17 protein-coding genes are annotated in these 16,138 nt (G+C 45.5%); 14 read left to right on the top strand and 3 right to left on the bottom strand.

Going from position 1 to position 16,138, the window contains the following annotated elements:
• The first annotated feature begins 193 nt into the window (after positions 1 to 193).
• From B9T34_RS15070 to ahr, 12 genes are all read left to right on the top strand, one after another.
• Positions 194 to 1,294 (top strand): polysaccharide biosynthesis/export family protein, encoded by a 1,101-nt coding sequence (locus B9T34_RS15070; protein WP_086213948.1) that lies wholly within the window; start codon positions 194 to 196, stop codon positions 1,292 to 1,294.
• Entirely contained in the window at positions 1,294 to 1,722 is a 429-nt protein-coding gene (locus tag B9T34_RS15075; protein WP_086213949.1) for a low molecular weight protein-tyrosine-phosphatase, read from the top strand. The genes B9T34_RS15070 and B9T34_RS15075 overlap by 1 nt, the downstream gene beginning before the upstream one ends.
• Before the next feature lie 19 nt (positions 1,723 to 1,741).
• The gene (locus B9T34_RS15080; protein WP_086213950.1) at positions 1,742 to 3,928 is read left to right on the top strand and encodes a polysaccharide biosynthesis tyrosine autokinase; all 2,187 of its coding nucleotides are present in this window, start codon (positions 1,742 to 1,744) and stop codon (positions 3,926 to 3,928) included.
• A 249-nt stretch (positions 3,929 to 4,177) separates the two neighbouring features.
• On the top strand, positions 4,178 to 4,891 hold the full coding sequence (locus B9T34_RS15085) for an FKBP-type peptidyl-prolyl cis-trans isomerase (protein WP_086213951.1): 714 nt from the start codon (positions 4,178 to 4,180) through the stop codon (positions 4,889 to 4,891).
• A 56-nt stretch (positions 4,892 to 4,947) separates the two neighbouring features.
• Positions 4,948 to 5,637, top strand: coding sequence for an FKBP-type peptidyl-prolyl cis-trans isomerase (locus B9T34_RS15090; protein WP_086213996.1), 690 nt, complete (start codon positions 4,948 to 4,950; stop codon positions 5,635 to 5,637).
• 197 nt (positions 5,638 to 5,834) lie between these two features.
• Complete coding sequence (locus tag B9T34_RS15095; protein WP_086213952.1) at positions 5,835 to 6,572, top strand: dienelactone hydrolase family protein; 738 nt, start codon at positions 5,835 to 5,837, stop codon at positions 6,570 to 6,572.
• A gap of 47 nt (positions 6,573 to 6,619) precedes the next feature.
• Entirely contained in the window at positions 6,620 to 6,979 is a 360-nt protein-coding gene (locus tag B9T34_RS15100) for an HIT family protein (protein ID WP_086213953.1), read from the top strand.
• Between the two features lie 135 nt (positions 6,980 to 7,114).
• Entirely contained in the window at positions 7,115 to 8,143 is a 1,029-nt protein-coding gene (gene mutY / locus B9T34_RS15105) for an A/G-specific adenine glycosylase (protein WP_086213954.1), read from the top strand.
• Positions 8,144 to 8,192: 49 nt separating this feature from the next.
• On the top strand, positions 8,193 to 8,741 hold the full coding sequence (locus tag B9T34_RS15110; RefSeq protein ID WP_416202721.1) for a M23 family metallopeptidase: 549 nt from the start codon (positions 8,193 to 8,195) through the stop codon (positions 8,739 to 8,741).
• Between the two features lie 15 nt (positions 8,742 to 8,756).
• Positions 8,757 to 9,002, top strand: coding sequence for a hypothetical protein (locus B9T34_RS15115; protein ID WP_086213956.1), 246 nt, complete (start codon positions 8,757 to 8,759; stop codon positions 9,000 to 9,002).
• A gap of 23 nt (positions 9,003 to 9,025) precedes the next feature.
• The gene (locus B9T34_RS15120) at positions 9,026 to 9,607 is read left to right on the top strand and encodes a DNA-3-methyladenine glycosylase I (protein WP_086213957.1); all 582 of its coding nucleotides are present in this window, start codon (positions 9,026 to 9,028) and stop codon (positions 9,605 to 9,607) included.
• Position 9,608: 1 nt separating this feature from the next.
• The gene (gene ahr, locus B9T34_RS15125) at positions 9,609 to 10,631 is read left to right on the top strand and encodes an NADPH-dependent aldehyde reductase Ahr (RefSeq protein WP_086213958.1); all 1,023 of its coding nucleotides are present in this window, start codon (positions 9,609 to 9,611) and stop codon (positions 10,629 to 10,631) included.
• A gap of 87 nt (positions 10,632 to 10,718) precedes the next feature.
• Here the strand turns inward: ahr and B9T34_RS15130 are convergent, their stop codons facing one another.
• Positions 10,719 to 12,161, bottom strand: coding sequence for a PLP-dependent aminotransferase family protein (locus tag B9T34_RS15130; RefSeq protein WP_086213959.1), 1,443 nt, complete (start codon positions 12,159 to 12,161; stop codon positions 10,719 to 10,721).
• Between the two features lie 98 nt (positions 12,162 to 12,259).
• Here B9T34_RS15130 and B9T34_RS15135 point away from each other — a divergent pair, with 98 nt between their 5' ends.
• On the top strand, positions 12,260 to 12,694 hold the full coding sequence (locus B9T34_RS15135; protein WP_086213960.1) for a hypothetical protein: 435 nt from the start codon (positions 12,260 to 12,262) through the stop codon (positions 12,692 to 12,694).
• Positions 12,695 to 12,715: 21 nt separating this feature from the next.
• Here the strand turns inward: B9T34_RS15135 and B9T34_RS15140 are convergent, their stop codons facing one another.
• Positions 12,716 to 13,363, bottom strand: a complete 648-nt coding sequence (locus B9T34_RS15140) for an START domain-containing protein (protein WP_086213961.1) — start codon at positions 13,361 to 13,363, stop codon at positions 12,716 to 12,718.
• A 56-nt stretch (positions 13,364 to 13,419) separates the two neighbouring features.
• Complete coding sequence (gene dapB, locus B9T34_RS15145; protein WP_086213962.1) at positions 13,420 to 14,241, bottom strand: 4-hydroxy-tetrahydrodipicolinate reductase; 822 nt, start codon at positions 14,239 to 14,241, stop codon at positions 13,420 to 13,422.
• Positions 14,242 to 14,441: 200 nt separating this feature from the next.
• Between dapB and B9T34_RS15150 the strand changes: the two genes are divergently transcribed.
• Complete coding sequence (locus B9T34_RS15150; RefSeq protein WP_086213963.1) at positions 14,442 to 16,082, top strand: PglL family O-oligosaccharyltransferase; 1,641 nt, start codon at positions 14,442 to 14,444, stop codon at positions 16,080 to 16,082.
• Positions 16,083 to 16,138: the final 56 nt, after the last annotated feature.

Raw genomic sequence — 16,138 nt, forward strand, 5'->3', positions numbered from 1 at the left:
ATTAAAACGCATTTCAAACAATAATAAAGCGGCCGTTCACACAAAATCAAAAATCTTATGAAACAATAAAATCTTATGTTATATTAAGCAACAGTAATGGTTAAAAAATTATACCATTTTAAATATATATTTTGGCTATATTAGCCTGTCTGATGAAGACTGAATTATTTTTATAAATAGGATTTGATTTAGCGTGAACTTCTACCGTTATAGTTTAATTGCTGCTCTGTCTTTAGGAGTCACGGGCTGTGCTATTACTTCAGGCCTGCAAACCTATGATCTGCCCAGCGAAGGCGTTTTCCAGACAGACCTCGGCACTCAAGTCAATGTTGTAAAGTTGACTCAGGAAACTTTAGCTGCGGTTCAGCCAGCTCAAATCAATCAGCAAAGCTATGCACATTTATTCCAAGCCGGACATAAAAATTACCGATTAAGTTCAGGCGATATATTGTCTATTTATTTATGGGCTTATCCTGAAATTACTCCGCCTACCAATACAATAAGCAATGAAGGCGCGATTAAATCTAACGGTTATCAAATCGATCAAAACGGCTATATTCAATTTCCAGTGATCGGACGTTATAAAGCAGCCGGAAAAACTTTAAATCAAGTTAATCAGGAACTGCGCAGCCATCTTTCACGCTATTTAAAAACGCCAGATGTCGTTGCACGTGTCTTATCCTATCAGGGGCAACGTTTTTCTGTGCAAGGAAATGTCATGAAAGGCGGTCAATTTGCGCTCAGTGACCAGCCCATCAGTTTATATACTGCTTTAGGCATGGCTGGCGGCATCAATACTCAATATGGTGACAATACCGCCATCACTTTAGTCCGCCAAGGCCAAACCTATAACCTGAACAGTATTGAACTGGAAAAAGCAGGCTATTCGCTGCATAACCTGCTCATGCAACCGAATGACACGCTGTACGTTAACTCGCGTGAAAATCAAAAAATTTATGTGATGGGCGAGTCTGGCAAAAATCAATCTTTGCCGATGCGTGACCAAGGCATGACGCTGAGCGATGCGTTAGGCGAAAGTTTAGGCATAAATCCAGTTTCTGCAAGCCGCGGTAAAATTTATGTAGTACGCAGCAGTCCAAATAATCCAATGACTGAAATTTATCATCTGAATTTAACCAGTATTGGTGATTTTGGCCTTGCTAATCAATTTAAGCTGCGCAGCAATGACATTATCTACGTTGATGCTTCAGGCTTGGCTCGCTGGCAACGAATTGTCAACCAAGTTATTCCTTTCTCTAACATGATTTATAATATGGATCGTTTGGGGCAATAATGCAGATTAACAATATTTTAGTCGTCTGCATTGGCAATATTTGTAGAAGCCCCATGGCCGAATATTTTTTAAAACAGGAATATCCGCATTTAAAAATTCATTCTGCCGGCATTTCTGGACTGATTGGCCATGGCGCTGATAACAAGGCGCAGTTATGCATGCAGCGTCTAGGCATCGATATGTCAGAACACGTTGCGCGCAAACTGAACAGTGAACTGATTAAACAGGCAGATTTGATTTTGGTCATGAGCCAAAATCAGCAAAAATATCTTGAGCAGACTTGGCCCTTTGCTAAAGGCAAAACTTTCCGCCTCGGGCACTGGCAAGGCAGAAATGTGGCAGATCCCTATCGGCATGATCAATCTGTATTTGATGAGACTTGTCAGCAAATTCAACAGTCGGTTGCAGACTGGCAAAAACATATTTAACTAAATTTAAAAGACAATTATGAGCCAAAATACGAATACAGAAGATACCATTGATTTAAAAGAGCTGTTTTTTTCTTTAATTGCTCAATGGAAACTCATAGCGCTTTGCGTCATTTTAAGTTTAGTTTGCGCCTTGCTGTATTTGCGTACAACATCCGATACCTATTCTGTTGATGCTTTAGTGCAAGTAGAAGAAAGCAAAGGCGCCTCAGCTGCGCTATTGGGCGATTTGTCCAATATGATTGATCAAAAGCAGCCAGCGCAAGCAGAAATTGAAATTTTAAAATCACGTTTGGTTTTAGGCTCAGTCATTCAAAATCTGAATTTAGATCTCAAAATTTCTGGCACAGAAAATTCATTCATCGATCGCTTATTTGCACCGCATGATTACACTACAGAATATCTTCATAAATCTGTACTGTTTAAAGATGATGAGAGATCTTTTGATGTTCGCAAATTTGATATCCCTGCTGCTTATAAAGATAAAGCTTTAGAACTGCGTTTTGAAGAAAACTCTCTCACTTTAACAAATCCAAAAACAAAAGCAGTAGTTTTCAAAGGCAATATCAATGTCAACAATCAGCTGCGCACAGCTGATGGCTTATGGCAAGTGTCTATTTTCAGCCAAGATCAGCTCAAAGATGTTTATCAGATTGAGAAACAGTCTCTGCCAGCCGCAGTAGACAGTATTTTATCCAATTACTCAGTAGCTGAAAAAGGCAAAATGACTGGTGTGCTTGGCCTGAATTATCAAGGTCAGGATAAAGAACATATTACTAAAGTATTGAATTCGATACTGGCTGCTTATAGTCAGCAGAATATTGAACGCCGGTCTGCAGAAAGTGCGCAAACATTAAAATTCTTGGATGAGCAGCTGCCTGAGCTGAAAGCGCAACTAGATGTAGCAGAACGTGAATTCAACAAATTCCGTATTAAATACAATACGGTTGATGTCACTAAAGAGTCCGAACTCTACCTTACTCAAAGTGTCACTTTAGAAACACAAAAGGCGGAACTGGAACAGAAAGTTGCTGAAGCTGGCGCCAAATACACCAGTGAACACCCAGTGATGCAGCAAATGAATGCGCAGCTGAACGCATTGAATACTAAAATTACAGATTTAGAAGGCACATTAAAACAGTTGCCAGATTTACAGCGCCGTTATTTGCAGCTGTATCGTGAAGTTGAAGTGAAGACTCAGCTGTATACTGCCCTGCTGAATTCATATCAGCAATTGCGTATCGCCAAAGCAGGTGAAATCGGCAACGTGCGTATTGTCGATACGGCTGTTGAACCAATTAAACCAATTGCGCCGAAAAAATTAATCATACTCATCCTTTCAATCTTTGTCGGCGGTTTCTTAGGGACGTTATTAGCCTTGCTGCGCAATATGATGCGTTCAGGAATCAAAGACTCGACACAAATTGAAAATGAACTGGACCTGCCAGTTTATGCCACAGTTCCACGCTCACCCATTCAAGAAAGCCGTATCAAACTGCTGAAAAAGAAAAAGCATATTCCAGTGCTTGCAATTAAAAATGGCGAAGATATTGCAATTGAAAGCCTGCGCAGCATGCGTACAGCAATTCATTTTGCCTTAAGCTCAGCCAAAAACAACCTGATTATGATTTCTGGCCCAGCGCCAGAAGTGGGTAAATCATTTATCTCGACCAATTTGGCGGCTATCTTGGCGCAGAGCAATAAACGCGTACTGATTGTGGACGCTGATATGCGCCGCGGCTATCTGCATAAATATTTCAACAATGACAATCAGCCTGGTTTAGCAGATTACCTCAATGGTTTACAAGAATTAGATGCCATTGTCAAACCAACTGAAATTGCTGGCTTGAGTGTGATTACCCGCGGTAAAAACCCAACCAATCCGTCAGAGTTGCTCAGCTCAGCAAAATTTGCCGCGCTGCTGGAACAGCTGTCACCCATGTTTGATCACATCATCATTGACACACCGCCCGTTCTGGCTGTAACAGACGGCATTATTATTTCGCAATTTACCGGCGTAAACCTTGTCATTGCCCGTTATGCGAAAACACAAATGAAAGAGCTGGAATTGACACTCAACCGTTTTGAACAAGTCGGTGTTAAAGTAAATGGCGTCATTCTGAATGATATTCAAAGCACGGCAAGCGGCTATGGATATGGCTATAACTACTCTTATGGCTATACGGCCGCTAAAGATCAGGATTAATGAGAAATCCTTCAAAAAATGCCAGTGTTCTCACTGGCTTTTTTGTTTTTTAAGGGATAAATTCAATAACTGTGTTTTTTGGATTATTGTATGAAAAATGTTTTATATATTCAGTGTTTTATAGAATAATAACCTTAAGATGACTATGATAAATTTCTGAGCCGCAGTGACTATAAACAAACTGCCGCTGAGAAAAGTCTGCTAAAATTTCGGCAACTTTTTACATATAAAATAACTGTGGGAAAATTTATGAGTAAGGCCCTACCCATTGCTGTCGCTGTTCTACTAGGCGGTGCTGCACTTGTTCCAGTTTACTATGCAACTCAAAAACCTGCAGTGCAGGCTGCTACTGCAACGCAGCCATCTGCAAATGCGTCTGCCGTAGAAAAAATCAGCTATGCATTGGGTTATGAAGTTGCGCATCAAACACCGCCAGAACTGAACATTGACAGTTTTGTGACTGGTGTCCGTGCAGGTCATGCGCGCGCAAAACCTGCATATACTGAAGAAGAGCTGCAAAAAGCATATGCTCAATTCCAGCAGGAAATGCAGCAAAAACAGCTTGATCAAACCCAACAGGCAAAAAGCAGCAACGATTCTTTCCTTGCTGAAAATGCAAAGAAACCTGGCGTGAAAACAACAGCTTCTGGCTTACAGTATCTCATTACCAAAGAAGGTACAGGCAAACAGCCAGCTGCCGACTCAATTGTGACAGTCCACTACAAAGGCCAGCTAACCGACGGCAAAGTGTTTGACAGCTCAATTGACCGCGGCGAACCGATTGAATTTCCGCTGAACCAAGTCATTCCAGGCTGGACCGAAGGTTTACAGCTGATGAAAGAAGGCGGAAAAGCGACTTTGTACATTCCGTCAAACTTGGGTTATGGCGAGCAAGGTGTCCCTGGCACAATTCCTCCAAACAGCACTTTAATTTTTGATGTAGAACTGATTAAAGTGAAATAACAAAAATGACAAGGAGAGCCAATATGCTCTCCTTTTCTTTCTATTTTGGAAACATTATGAAAATTCAAATGACCATGCTCTGCCTTGCTTTATGCGCAAGCAGCACCTTTGCCAAAGACGTGAACAATAAAAGCAGCGTATCTGAGCAAGTCGGATACAGCTTTGGCTACTTGATGGGCCGCAGCAATGCAGATGCCATGAAAGATATGGATATCAATGCATTTATTGAAGGCTTAAAAACGGCATCTCAAGGCAAGGCGTCTGCGCTGAGCGATGAGGAAATGAGCCGTGTGCTAACACAATATAAAAAACAGGCCGAAGCGAAGCAGCTGATTGAGCTGAAACAGCAAGCCGAAGCCAATGCGAAAATCGGCGCTGCATTTTTAGCGGAAAATGCAAAAAAAGACGGCATTAAAGTAACCAAATCAGGCTTGCAATATCAAGTCTTAAAACAAGGCAATGGCAAGACGCCAAAAGCCAATTCAATGGTCAAAGTCGATTATGAAGGCCGCTTGCTGGACGGCACTGTCTTCGACAGTTCAATTGCGCGCAATCAGCCTGCCAGCTTCCAGCTGAGCCAAGTGATTCAAGGCTGGACTGAAGGCCTGCAGCTCATGAAAGAAGGTTCAAAATACCGCTTTTTCATTCCAGCCAATTTAGCATATGCGCAAATCGGTTCAGGTGATGTGATTGCACCCAACAGCACATTGATTTTTGATGTTGAATTGCTCGAAATCACCAAATAAATCATTACAAAATTTTCAGCATACAGCGCAGGACCGCACTGTATGCTCTTAACGCACTGCCATTTTTCAACATCATATTTTTTACAGTTTTTTCCACAGTTTTTTCTTCTGACTTTTAATGATTATATGCATGATCATGATTAAAATCATCTCATTATGCTTTAATCATAAACGACCACTTAGATAGGGACAGCGACATGGCACTGAAAATCAAAACACGTGAAATTGAATATACTGCAGCCGATGGCGCTAAGCTGATTGGCTACTTTGCAGCGCCGGAAACTGATGCTGCAGTCCCTGGTGTCATTGTTGCGCCAGAATGGTGGGGCCGCAATGAATACACAGAGCAACGTGCACGTGAGTTGGCGGAACATGGCTATGCAGCTCTTGCCATAGATATGTATGGCGATAAAAAAGTAACCACGGCGTCAAGTGAAGCTTATGCATGGATGATGCAGACTTTTGAAGACCCTGACACGATTGTGAATCGCGCATCAGCAGCTTTAAGCACACTCGCGCAGCAAGAAGAAGTCAATGCAGATCAGCTGGCGGCCATCGGCTTCTGTTATGGCGGTAAAGTCATTTTAGATTTAGCGCGTTCAGGCGCAAACCTGCAGGCTGTGGCAACTTTTCATGCCAATTTATCACCTAAAGCGCCTGCGCAAGAAGGGGCTGTTAAAGCTGAAATCCTTGTTCTGCACGGCGAACTGGACAGCATGGTCAGTTTAGATGATGTTGCTGCATTTAAAGCCGAAATGCATGCCGCTAAAGTAGAACATGAAGTGATTGTTTTTGAAGATGCCAAGCATGGATTTAGTAATCCGCTAGCAGATGAGCGCGCCAAAGCCAATGGTGTTGATTTAGGCTATAGCGCAGCCGCTGAAAAAGCCAGTCTGGAAGCCATGTACGAACTGCTGGACCGTAAATTAAAGTAATCATCCTGCGTTCTTACGCAGTAAATTCTGATTTGGAGGATTTAAAAATGACTGAGAATAACTGCCCATACTGCAATTATGATGACTTTGATGTCATTGCTCAAAATGAGTTTGGTGTGATCTTGCCGGAACCTCACAGCCTGTCTAAAGGTCACAGTGTCATTATCCCTCTGCGTCACGTCAGCTCCTTTTTCGATATTACCGACAAAGAACGGAAAAGCTTAATGTCGCTACTGGAACAGGCGCGCAATGAATTAACGCTGCGCCATCATCCAACAGGCTTTCATATCGGCTTTAATGACGGCAAAGTTTTTGGCGAAACCACCGAACATGTGCACATTCACATTATTCCACGCTATGAAAATCAAACCTTAGCGCTGGATGAACGCTGGGGCTTCGCGGGCTAAGCGCTTCACAAAAAAGGATCTTCGGATCCTTTTTTATTTCAGCGCCAGCATCTTTGAATATTCCGCTTTTGCTGGAAGCGGCTTAAATATTTCCATGTATACTGACGCAGTTTTTTCTATTTACCGTGCAATTTTATGTTTGTATTTTCAGATGCCCTGCTGGCTTGGTTTGATGTGCACGGACGCCATGATTTGCCGTGGCAGGTTGCAGATGATCCTTATAAAGTCTGGGTCTCTGAGATTATGCTGCAGCAGACCCAAGTCAAAACGGTACTGCAATATTTTGAACGTTTCATGGAGCGTTTTCCTACGGTCCAGGATTTAGGCCAAGCGCAATGGGATGATGTCGCGCCTTATTGGGCGGGCTTAGGCTACTACGCCCGCGCGCGCAATCTGCATAAAGCTGCAGGCATCGTCACTCGGCAAGGTCATTTTCCAGAAAATTTAGAGCAGTGGATTGAACTGCCAGGCATTGGGCCATCGACCGCGGGCGCACTGATGTCGCTTGGACTGCGCCAATACGGCGTCATTATGGATGGCAATGTCAAACGTGTCTTGGCGCGCTTCTTCGCCATTGAAAATGATCTGTCCAAACCGCAGCATGAACGTGAAATGTGGGCCTTGGCTGAACAGCTTTGCCCAGAACAGCGCAATCATGATTATACCCAAGCCATTATGGACTTAGGCGCAACCGTCTGTACCCCTAAAAAACCGCTGTGCCTGTATTGTCCAATGCAGCAGCAGTGCAAAGCGCATCAGCAAGGCCTCGAAACAGAACTGCCTTTTAAAAAGCCGAAAAAAGCCGTGCCCATTAAACAAGCCGAAGTGATGCTGATCCGCTGTGAAGATGAATGGCTGTGGATCCAGCGCCCCAGCAGCGGACTTTGGGGCGGGCTTTGGTGTCTGCCCATTTTTGATCAGCCGCAGGAATTATTGCAGCAATCGCAAAGTCTAGGCTTAAAGCCAATCCAGCAGCGCACGCAAATTTCACATAGCTTTACCCACTTTACCTGGCTGCTGGATGCTGCTGTCTTTGAATTGCCTGCAGAGCAAAAAGAACATGCCGCTATTGAGCTGAATGGGCAATGGCTCAGTCCAGAGCAAGCGGTTGCGCTGGGCATTCCGACCGCCATGAAAAAATTGATCTCTGCCGTCAATCTATGACATAGTCCATATAGGCCCGCAAGGCAGCTGAAAATAAACATAGAAGGAAATGTGTGTGCTTCGCTTGATTGCCCTGTTTATTGCTGGATTTCAAATCATCTTACTGGCTGCCTGCACCACTGCGCCAAAACGCCCGCCGTCATCCACCCTCCCTGCAGATCAGGTTCAAAAGCTCAAATCTATGCGTCTTTCCAGCACATTGCCTGTGCCTGTGGCAGATGTGCCGCGCAAGATACTGAAAGACACCTGGGGCGCCTCACGCAGTCAAGGCCGCAGCCATGAAGGCATTGATATTCTGGCTCCACGTGGAACAAAAGTGTACAGCGCAACTGAAGGCCTGATCGCAGACTTACGCAATAACAATTTGGGTGGTAAAGTGATTTGGGTGATGGGACCTGGCGGATCATGGCATTACTATGCGCATTTAGACGGTCACAAACGCGGCCTGAATGTCGGTGACCGCATTAAAAAAGGTGATCTGATCGGCTATGTCGGCAATACAGGCAATGCGCGCAGCACCGCTCCGCACCTGCATTACGGCATTTACCTTAACGGCAAAGGACGCGGTGCAGTCAACCCATACCCATATTTACGTTAATTTTAGGAAATATTCATGTCAGAAGCATTGATCAACCGTCTAGTCGAATTTGCTGAATCAGGCAATCAGCAAAAAATAGTCTTAGCTGGGCAAAACCATCAAGGCTGGATTATGGAAATTACCGAAGAAGCCCTGCTGATCAGCACAGGCTATGCCGACAAAGCCGGCAAAGATGTTTGGATCCAATTTACAGATTTACCGCAGGCGGAATTATTTTATTGGGATAACAAAGCTGACCAATGGACTGCCTTCCAGCTCTAATCTCGCCTTTCTGGAGCCTCAACATGACAACTCAACGCTGCGGCTGGTGCTCCAGTGATCCGCTTTATATTGCTTATCATGATTTGGAATGGGGACGCCCTGTACACGATGAGGCGCATTTATTTGAAATGCTGTGTTTGGAAGGACAGCAGGCTGGACTGTCGTGGATTACGGTTTTAAAAAAGCGCGAGGCCTATCGGCAGCATTTTTTTCAGCACAGTATCAAAGATATTGCTCAGCTCAGCGATGAAGCCTTAGCAGACATTGTGCAAGACACCAGTATCATTCGGCATATCGGCAAACTTAAAGCCATCCGCAGCAATGCTCAGGCTTGGCTGCAGCTGAAACAGGACGGCATCAATCCCGTTGAATTCCTTTGGTCCTTTACACAGCAAAAAATAATCCATAATGACGTGCCAGACTACCGCATCGCGCCGCCGCAGACCGCTGAAAGCCAGCACATGTCTAGAACACTGAAAAAGAAAGGCTTCAAATTTGTTGGACCGACCATCTGCTATGCATTTATGCAGGCTGTCGGCATGGTCAATGATCATGAAAACCATTGCGCATTCAAGCACGCAAGCACTATAAAAAAGGAATTCTAAGATGAGTGACAATACCATCCATGCCTACGCCGCCATGCAAGCGGGTGAAGCATTGCAAGCCTATCAATTTGATGCAGGTGAATTGCTTGCGCACCAAATTGAAGTCAAGGTTGAATATTGCGGCCTATGCCATTCAGACTTGTCCGTCATCAATAATGACTGGAAATCTTCGGTTTATCCTGTCGTTGCGGGTCATGAAATTATCGGCACAATTACACAGCTAGGGTCTGAAGCAAAAGGCTTAAAATTAGGCCAGCGTGTTGGGATTGGCTGGACAGCAGAAAGCTGCCAGCATTGCGACCCTTGCATTGCTGGACAGCAAGTGCAATGTACGGGCGGCAAAACGCCAACCATCGTTGGCCATGCAGGCGGCTTTGCCGATAAAGTCCGCGCCGGCTGGCAATGGGCTATTCCGCTGCCGGAGGATTTAGACCCTGAATCTGCTGGGCCCTTGCTCTGCGGCGGAATTACGGTATTTGATCCAATCTTAAAACATGAGATTCAGGCCATTCACCATGTTGGTGTCATCGGCATTGGCGGGCTTGGCCATATGGCTATTAAGCTGCTCAAAGCTTGGGGCTGTGAAATTACCGCTTTTACATCCAGCTTAGATAAAACCGAAGAACTCAAAGCCATGGGCGCTGACCATGTGGTCAGCAGCCGTGATACGGATGCGCTGAAAGCGCAGCGCGGCAAATTTGACCTGCTGCTCAGCACAGTGAATGTGACCTTGAACTGGCAGGCTTATCTATCTGCTTTAGCGCCCAATGGCACCATTCATATGCTTGGCATGGCGCTGGAGCCAATGCAGATTCCTGCGGGCGCGCTTATCAGCGGCGCTAAGTCCGTCACAGGTTCACCGACAGGCTCACCTGCTGCCCTGCGCCAGCTGTTGAAATTTGCAGCACGAAAAAATATTGCGCCGCAGATTGAACTGTTTCCAATGTCGCAAATTAATGAGGCCATTGAACGCCTGCATTCAGGCAATGTCCGTTACCGCGTGGTGCTGAAAGCGGATTTTTAAGCTGCGAAAATAAACACTCAAAAAGCCTGCTGCTCCAGCAGGCTTTTTTCAGCAGCAAGGAATACGGCAATCCTTTCAAAAAGTTCTTCAGGCAGCAGATTGACTCTCCAGCTGCGCCCTGACCCAATCCGCCAGCAGCAGGATTGCCTGCTGAATTTCTACAGATAATTCATGCCCGGCATTTAACCGGATGCAGTTGTTATAGCGGCTGTCTTCACCGAACAAAATTCCTGGGATAATATTAATGCCCTGCTCAGCTGCAAAATAATACAGCGCCAAACTGTTGATCTGATCAGGAAACTGCAGCCACATTGCATAATTGCCCTGCGGATGATTCAGACGAAAATCAATGCCATGAAAAGCCTGTGCGATAAACTGGCGGTACTGCTGCACCTGCAGCTGAAGTTTAGGGCGCAGCGCTGATAAATGCTGGCGATATGCCCTGCTGAAAATAAAATCCGCCAGCCCCAGCTGTAAAGGCGTATTCACCGAGACATTGCGCAGAATCATGTGTGCATGCATAGGCTTTAGGCGCGCAGGCAGGCAAAACCAGCCCAGCCGGTAAGATGGCGATAAAGACTTAGATACCGAGCCGCAGTACACCACATAGCCTTGATGATCCCAATACTGAATCGGCAGCGGCCGCTGGGTGCTGAAGCTGCATTCGGCATAAATGTCATCTTCAATCACATAGCATTGATATTTGGCTGCCAGCTGGGCAATTTTTTCTTTGTCTGCATTGCTCAGGCAAAAGCCCAGCGGATTTTGAAAATTTGCAGTTAATAGGCATACTTTAGCGCCTGAATCCCGCATGGCCTGCTCCAGCCGAACAAGGTCAAAGCCTTCCGTATTGGCTGGAATTTCCACCATTTTCCGCTTCAGCAGCGCGAGCATCTGCAGCTGGCCATTATAATTCGGGGTCGGCACAATTACACCATCTCCCTCATTGGTCAAGCTCTGGATCATCACCGCCAGCGTCGGCATGCAGCCATTGCTGACATAAATCTGTTCTGGTGCAATATGAAAGCCATCTTCAGCCCAATGTGCAGACAAGGCTTCACGCAGACGAATATGGCCCTGACGGTCACTGTAGAGAAAATCTTCAGGCTTGCTGTATTTTAATGCGCGCTGAATGGACCGGGTGAGTGCTTTCGCGGGAACCAAATTAGGAGAAAGCTGAATTGAACCCAAATGAATCAGCTTGCTGTTGATTGCCGCCTCATGAATTTCTATTTGCAGCCCTAAATTAGAAACCTCACGCATTTTCGATTGAAAATCAGGATGCTCCGGCGCCTCAATCGCACAGCCTGAAGATGGCACCTGCAGCTGGACAAAATAGCCAGATTTGACTTTCACATAAATCAGTCCCTGCGCTTCCAGCAGTTCATAACAGCTTTTTGCGGTATTCAGGCTGATCTTCTGCTGCTGCGAAAACTGGCGCAGTGAAGGCAGACGCTGGCCTGCCGCTATTTCCCCCGCCTGTATTTTCTGCATCAGCTGCTGCGCCAGCAGCTGATATTGAAAGACCATATCTGTACCCTTTTTTTTATATTTACTGTATCTGTACCCAAAACACTAACATATTTAAGCTTTCTGTACAGTTTTTCAATCAGATACAGGAGAAATTCATGAAAACAATAACAATGACTTTCGCTCTATGCAGCCTGAGCTTATGCCTTTTGGCCTGCCAGCCTCAAAAGCCGAATGCCATAGCACAGCAACAGAATTTTATCTGCAGCGCATTAATTGATGGATTTTTAAAATCTCAAAAACTGACACATTATCAGTTATGGAAAGTTCAGCCCACGCTCTACAGTGCATCGAGCCAGCGTTTATATATCTATAGGGCGCAAAGCTCAAACAATATAAATTTGCTGCCGTATCAGCAGAAACTGCGCTTTGCTTGTGAACAGCTGTCCGCACGCCAGTTTCAGCTGAAACTATCTGATCCGCAGCACGGCAATGCAATCGCGCAGTTAAGCATTGAACTGCCCGAACCGATGCAGCTGAAAACCATGACGGCGTATCATCTGCCCAGTCAGCAGCACGTTCAGCCTGAATAGGGCTGAACCGCTTGGATACGGCTATTTTAGAACAGCAGGCAGCACAGATTGCGCTTGCGGCCTTGCCAATTCTGCTTTCATTTTCTGCAGCATTTGATAAGGCTGCTGCTGTACAAACAAGTTCACCACTGAGAGCGGAATGGAGCCTTCTGGATTGGCATAGCCTGAAGTCGAGACTTTAACTTTTTGCGGACCCAATTCTTGAAAAGACCAATCGCCCTCGTACTGGGTTAAACGCACATAATTGCTGTTCAGCGGATAACCTTTTTTTAAGGCCTTATTTTGAATGGTGATCACGCCTTGCGCATCTTTGGACATTTTGCCCTGCACAACTAAATCGCGGTCTTTAAGCGGAAAGGGAAAATCCAGCACCATATACAGCAGGAACTCGCCTTTCTTATCATCACGGGACAGCAGTTTCATTTGACTCAAAAACGGCACCCAATCCACAGCATGATCAATATTTAAAACCAGTGCCGCCGCCTGTTCAATGGACGCATTCATTGTCGTTTCGGCTTTGTACATCATCACTGGGTTTTGACTGTCCTGATAGGTCCAGACCTTAATATTATTTTTGTTCAAGCTGAGTTTAGGTGCACCTTCTGCAGGTACAGCCTGCACCGCAGCGCTGAGCGCGGCGGCGCAAGCCAGCAAAATCAGTTTTTTCATTCCATTATTCGTCTTATTTTAGTTTTCTATTTTTTATAGCGGATTTTGACTGAGTTTTATACTTGAATATCGTTAAATCCAAGTACATCTTTCATGTCATATTTACGTGCATCACGGCCCACAACCCAAGCTGCGGCACGTACTGCGCCAGCTGCGAAGTTCATGCGGTTGGTGGCTTTATGGGTAATTTCTACACGTTCGCCTTCGCCAATAAACATTGCTGTATGTTCACCGACAATGTCACCGCCGCGGATGGTTTGAAAACCAATGCTTTGACGTTCACGCGGCCCAGTATGACCTTCACGGCAATACACTGCATCTTGCTTCAAGTCGCGGCCTAAAGTTTCTGCAATCGCCTCACCCATCATTAATGCTGTGCCAGACGGTGCATCGACTTTATGACGGTGATGCGCTTCGACAATTTCAATATCAACGGTATCGCCAAAAACTTTAGATGCCAGTTCCAAAAGTTTAATCGAAACGTTTACACCCACTGAATAGTTGGCTGCATAAACCACTGGCGTTTCCTGAGCAGATGCATCTAAATATGCTTTTTGCTCATCATTCATACCTGTTGTGCCAATCACAATCGCAACGCCCGCTTTACGGCATAGCTCAAGATGATGTGCAGTTGCAGCCGGCGCAGTGAAATCAATCACCACATCGCAGTCTTGTAATACGTGTTCTAAGCCGCCAACAACTTTTACACCAATTGCGCCAATGCCTGCCAGCTCACCAGCGTCCGCGCCGACCAAACTGCTTTCTGGACGCTCTACCGCTGCCGCCAATTGGTAGCCAGCCTGCTGTACTGCCTGAATTAAAATGCGTCCCATACGGCCGCCTGCACCTAATACACCAATGCGCGGGTTTGCTGACATAACATTTTCCTAATGCTGATTCGAAATTGCTCTTACTATAGCAAAACTCCTGAACGAGACTAAGTTCAACAGATAAAAAATTTATCAAAATGCGCGGCACATCACGCTGTGATTTATCAAGTGTGTATCCCTTGCAGCGCTTTTTTTATATCCAGAGTTTTCGATGTATCATAGGCGGGTTTTTTTCACGATGATCAGGCATGAGAAATTTCCTGTTTGCGCTTGCTGCAATTTTTATGTTTATTGCATGGCTGCATCCTATTCATTACCGGCCTTGGGCAACCTATTTGGGCGAGCTTTACGCATTCTTTGCGCTGTTTGCCGTCTCTGCAGCATGTCTCAAGCAGAAACTGCTGCTGCCCAAAATAGCCCTGCCTATTTTTGCGCTGGCGCTGGTGCCTTTGCTGCAATTCGCCTTTGGCCACGTTTATTACTTCAGCATTGCCCTGCTTGGGTTTCTGTATGTCTTTTCATTCTGGCTGGCTATTGCACTGGGCTACAGTTTAAGCGCGGATCAGGCCAGCCGTGACAAAACCTTCACCTATTTAAGCTATACCTTTGTGGCGGGCGGCGTGGCTACAGGACTGGTGGCCATTTGCCAATGGCTGAATTTTGATGCGTCACTCAGCTTTATGATGATGAACATCAGCGGTACGACCCGTCCTTTTGCCAATTTTGCACAGCCAAACAATATGGGCACCTTTTTGCTCATGTCTTTGCTGGCCTGCCTGTATTTGTATGAAAAGAAAGCCCTATCAACCAAATGGCTGGTATTGGCCGCACTGCCGATGCTCATTGGCGTTGCGCTGAGCCAATCCCGCACCTCATGGGTGGCCTGCATTGCCATTCTGCTGTATCTGTCTTATCAGCAGTACCGCCATGTGATCCGCCTGCCTTGGCGCTATAGCCTCATTTGGCTGATCTGCTTTGTGGGACTGATTCTTTGCCTGCCTGAAATCAGCAAATGGCTGACCGAAGCATCTGGCATGGACATGATTAAAAGCCGTGATGTCGTGCAGCGCGCGGGCGGCGATATGTCGCGTTTGGCCATCTGGCAGCAAATGGCGCATGCTGTTGCAGCGCAGCCGTGGTTTGGCTACGGCTGGTATCAAACCAGTACTGCATTTGTCAGTATTTCAGATACTTTCCCTGGCCCTGTCTGGGTGCGCAGTGCGCATAATTTCATTTTAGATTTTCTGCTGTGGAATGGCGCCGTGGTTGCTGTGCCATTTTTCGCTTACTTCGGCTACTTAGGCATTGTGCTGCATAAGCGTGCGCAATCTGCAGCTGCAGTCGTGGGTTTGTTAATGGTGGGGATTTTTGTCATCCATGCCATGCTGGAATTTCCGCAAAACTATGCGTATTTCTTATTACCAATGGGCTTTGTGATAGGCATCATTCTTGCGCAAAAATCGGATACAGCAGTATTTAGCCTACCGCCTATTGTTCTGCGCTGTGTGTTTGTAATAGGTCTGATTTTGCTGGCTATAATTTACCGCGATTATGATGTGCTGGTGCCTAAACTGGACCAAACTGCGCGCTATGAAAAAACCCCAGAGAAAATCACCCGTGATGACCGTATCTTGCTGCTGACCGAGTTTGATCATCGAATTAACTTTATCCGCATGAATCCTTATCAGCACATGACACAAACTGAACTGGATGATGCTGGCAAACTGGTGCGCAGCTATCCAACCAAATACAACTTCATTAAATACGCCAAGATGCTGGCCTACAACGGTCAAAAAACCGAAGCGCTGCATCAACTGCAACGCATGAAAACCATTCAAAAATTTGAATTAAGCTATGAAGACTTAATCAAAGAAATGCCTGCAAAATAAATGCGCTGCCAATAAAGCATCCAAAAAAATAGCCTGCAAATGCAGGCTATTTTTTA

The sequence above is a fragment of the Acinetobacter sp. ANC 3813 genome, assembly GCF_002135435.1.
In the GTDB taxonomy this organism is placed as follows: Bacteria; Pseudomonadota; Gammaproteobacteria; order Pseudomonadales; family Moraxellaceae; genus Acinetobacter.

What these genes read in the sequence shown, in the direction of transcription:
- B9T34_RS15110 (WP_416202721.1), top strand. Translation starts at nt 8,193, where the DNA reads ATGTGTGTGCTTCGCTTGATTGCCCTGTTTATTGCTGGATTTCAAATC.
- B9T34_RS15130 (WP_086213959.1), bottom strand. Translation starts at nt 12,161, where the DNA reads ATGGTCTTTCAATATCAGCTGCTGGCGCAGCAGCTGATGCAGAAAATA.
- B9T34_RS15100 (WP_086213953.1), top strand. Translation starts at nt 6,620, where the DNA reads ATGACTGAGAATAACTGCCCATACTGCAATTATGATGACTTTGATGTC.
- mutY (WP_086213954.1), top strand. Translation starts at nt 7,115, where the DNA reads ATGTTTGTATTTTCAGATGCCCTGCTGGCTTGGTTTGATGTGCACGGA.
- B9T34_RS15090 (WP_086213996.1), top strand. Translation starts at nt 4,948, where the DNA reads ATGAAAATTCAAATGACCATGCTCTGCCTTGCTTTATGCGCAAGCAGC.
- B9T34_RS15135 (WP_086213960.1), top strand. Translation starts at nt 12,260, where the DNA reads ATGAAAACAATAACAATGACTTTCGCTCTATGCAGCCTGAGCTTATGC.
- dapB (WP_086213962.1), bottom strand. Translation starts at nt 14,241, where the DNA reads ATGTCAGCAAACCCGCGCATTGGTGTATTAGGTGCAGGCGGCCGTATG.
- B9T34_RS15140 (WP_086213961.1), bottom strand. Translation starts at nt 13,363, where the DNA reads ATGAAAAAACTGATTTTGCTGGCTTGCGCCGCCGCGCTCAGCGCTGCG.
- B9T34_RS15120 (WP_086213957.1), top strand. Translation starts at nt 9,026, where the DNA reads ATGACAACTCAACGCTGCGGCTGGTGCTCCAGTGATCCGCTTTATATT.
- B9T34_RS15080 (WP_086213950.1), top strand. Translation starts at nt 1,742, where the DNA reads ATGAGCCAAAATACGAATACAGAAGATACCATTGATTTAAAAGAGCTG.
- ahr (WP_086213958.1), top strand. Translation starts at nt 9,609, where the DNA reads ATGAGTGACAATACCATCCATGCCTACGCCGCCATGCAAGCGGGTGAA.
- B9T34_RS15115 (WP_086213956.1), top strand. Translation starts at nt 8,757, where the DNA reads ATGTCAGAAGCATTGATCAACCGTCTAGTCGAATTTGCTGAATCAGGC.
- B9T34_RS15150 (WP_086213963.1), top strand. Translation starts at nt 14,442, where the DNA reads ATGAGAAATTTCCTGTTTGCGCTTGCTGCAATTTTTATGTTTATTGCA.
- B9T34_RS15095 (WP_086213952.1), top strand. Translation starts at nt 5,835, where the DNA reads ATGGCACTGAAAATCAAAACACGTGAAATTGAATATACTGCAGCCGAT.
- B9T34_RS15075 (WP_086213949.1), top strand. Translation starts at nt 1,294, where the DNA reads ATGCAGATTAACAATATTTTAGTCGTCTGCATTGGCAATATTTGTAGA.
- B9T34_RS15085 (WP_086213951.1), top strand. Translation starts at nt 4,178, where the DNA reads ATGAGTAAGGCCCTACCCATTGCTGTCGCTGTTCTACTAGGCGGTGCT.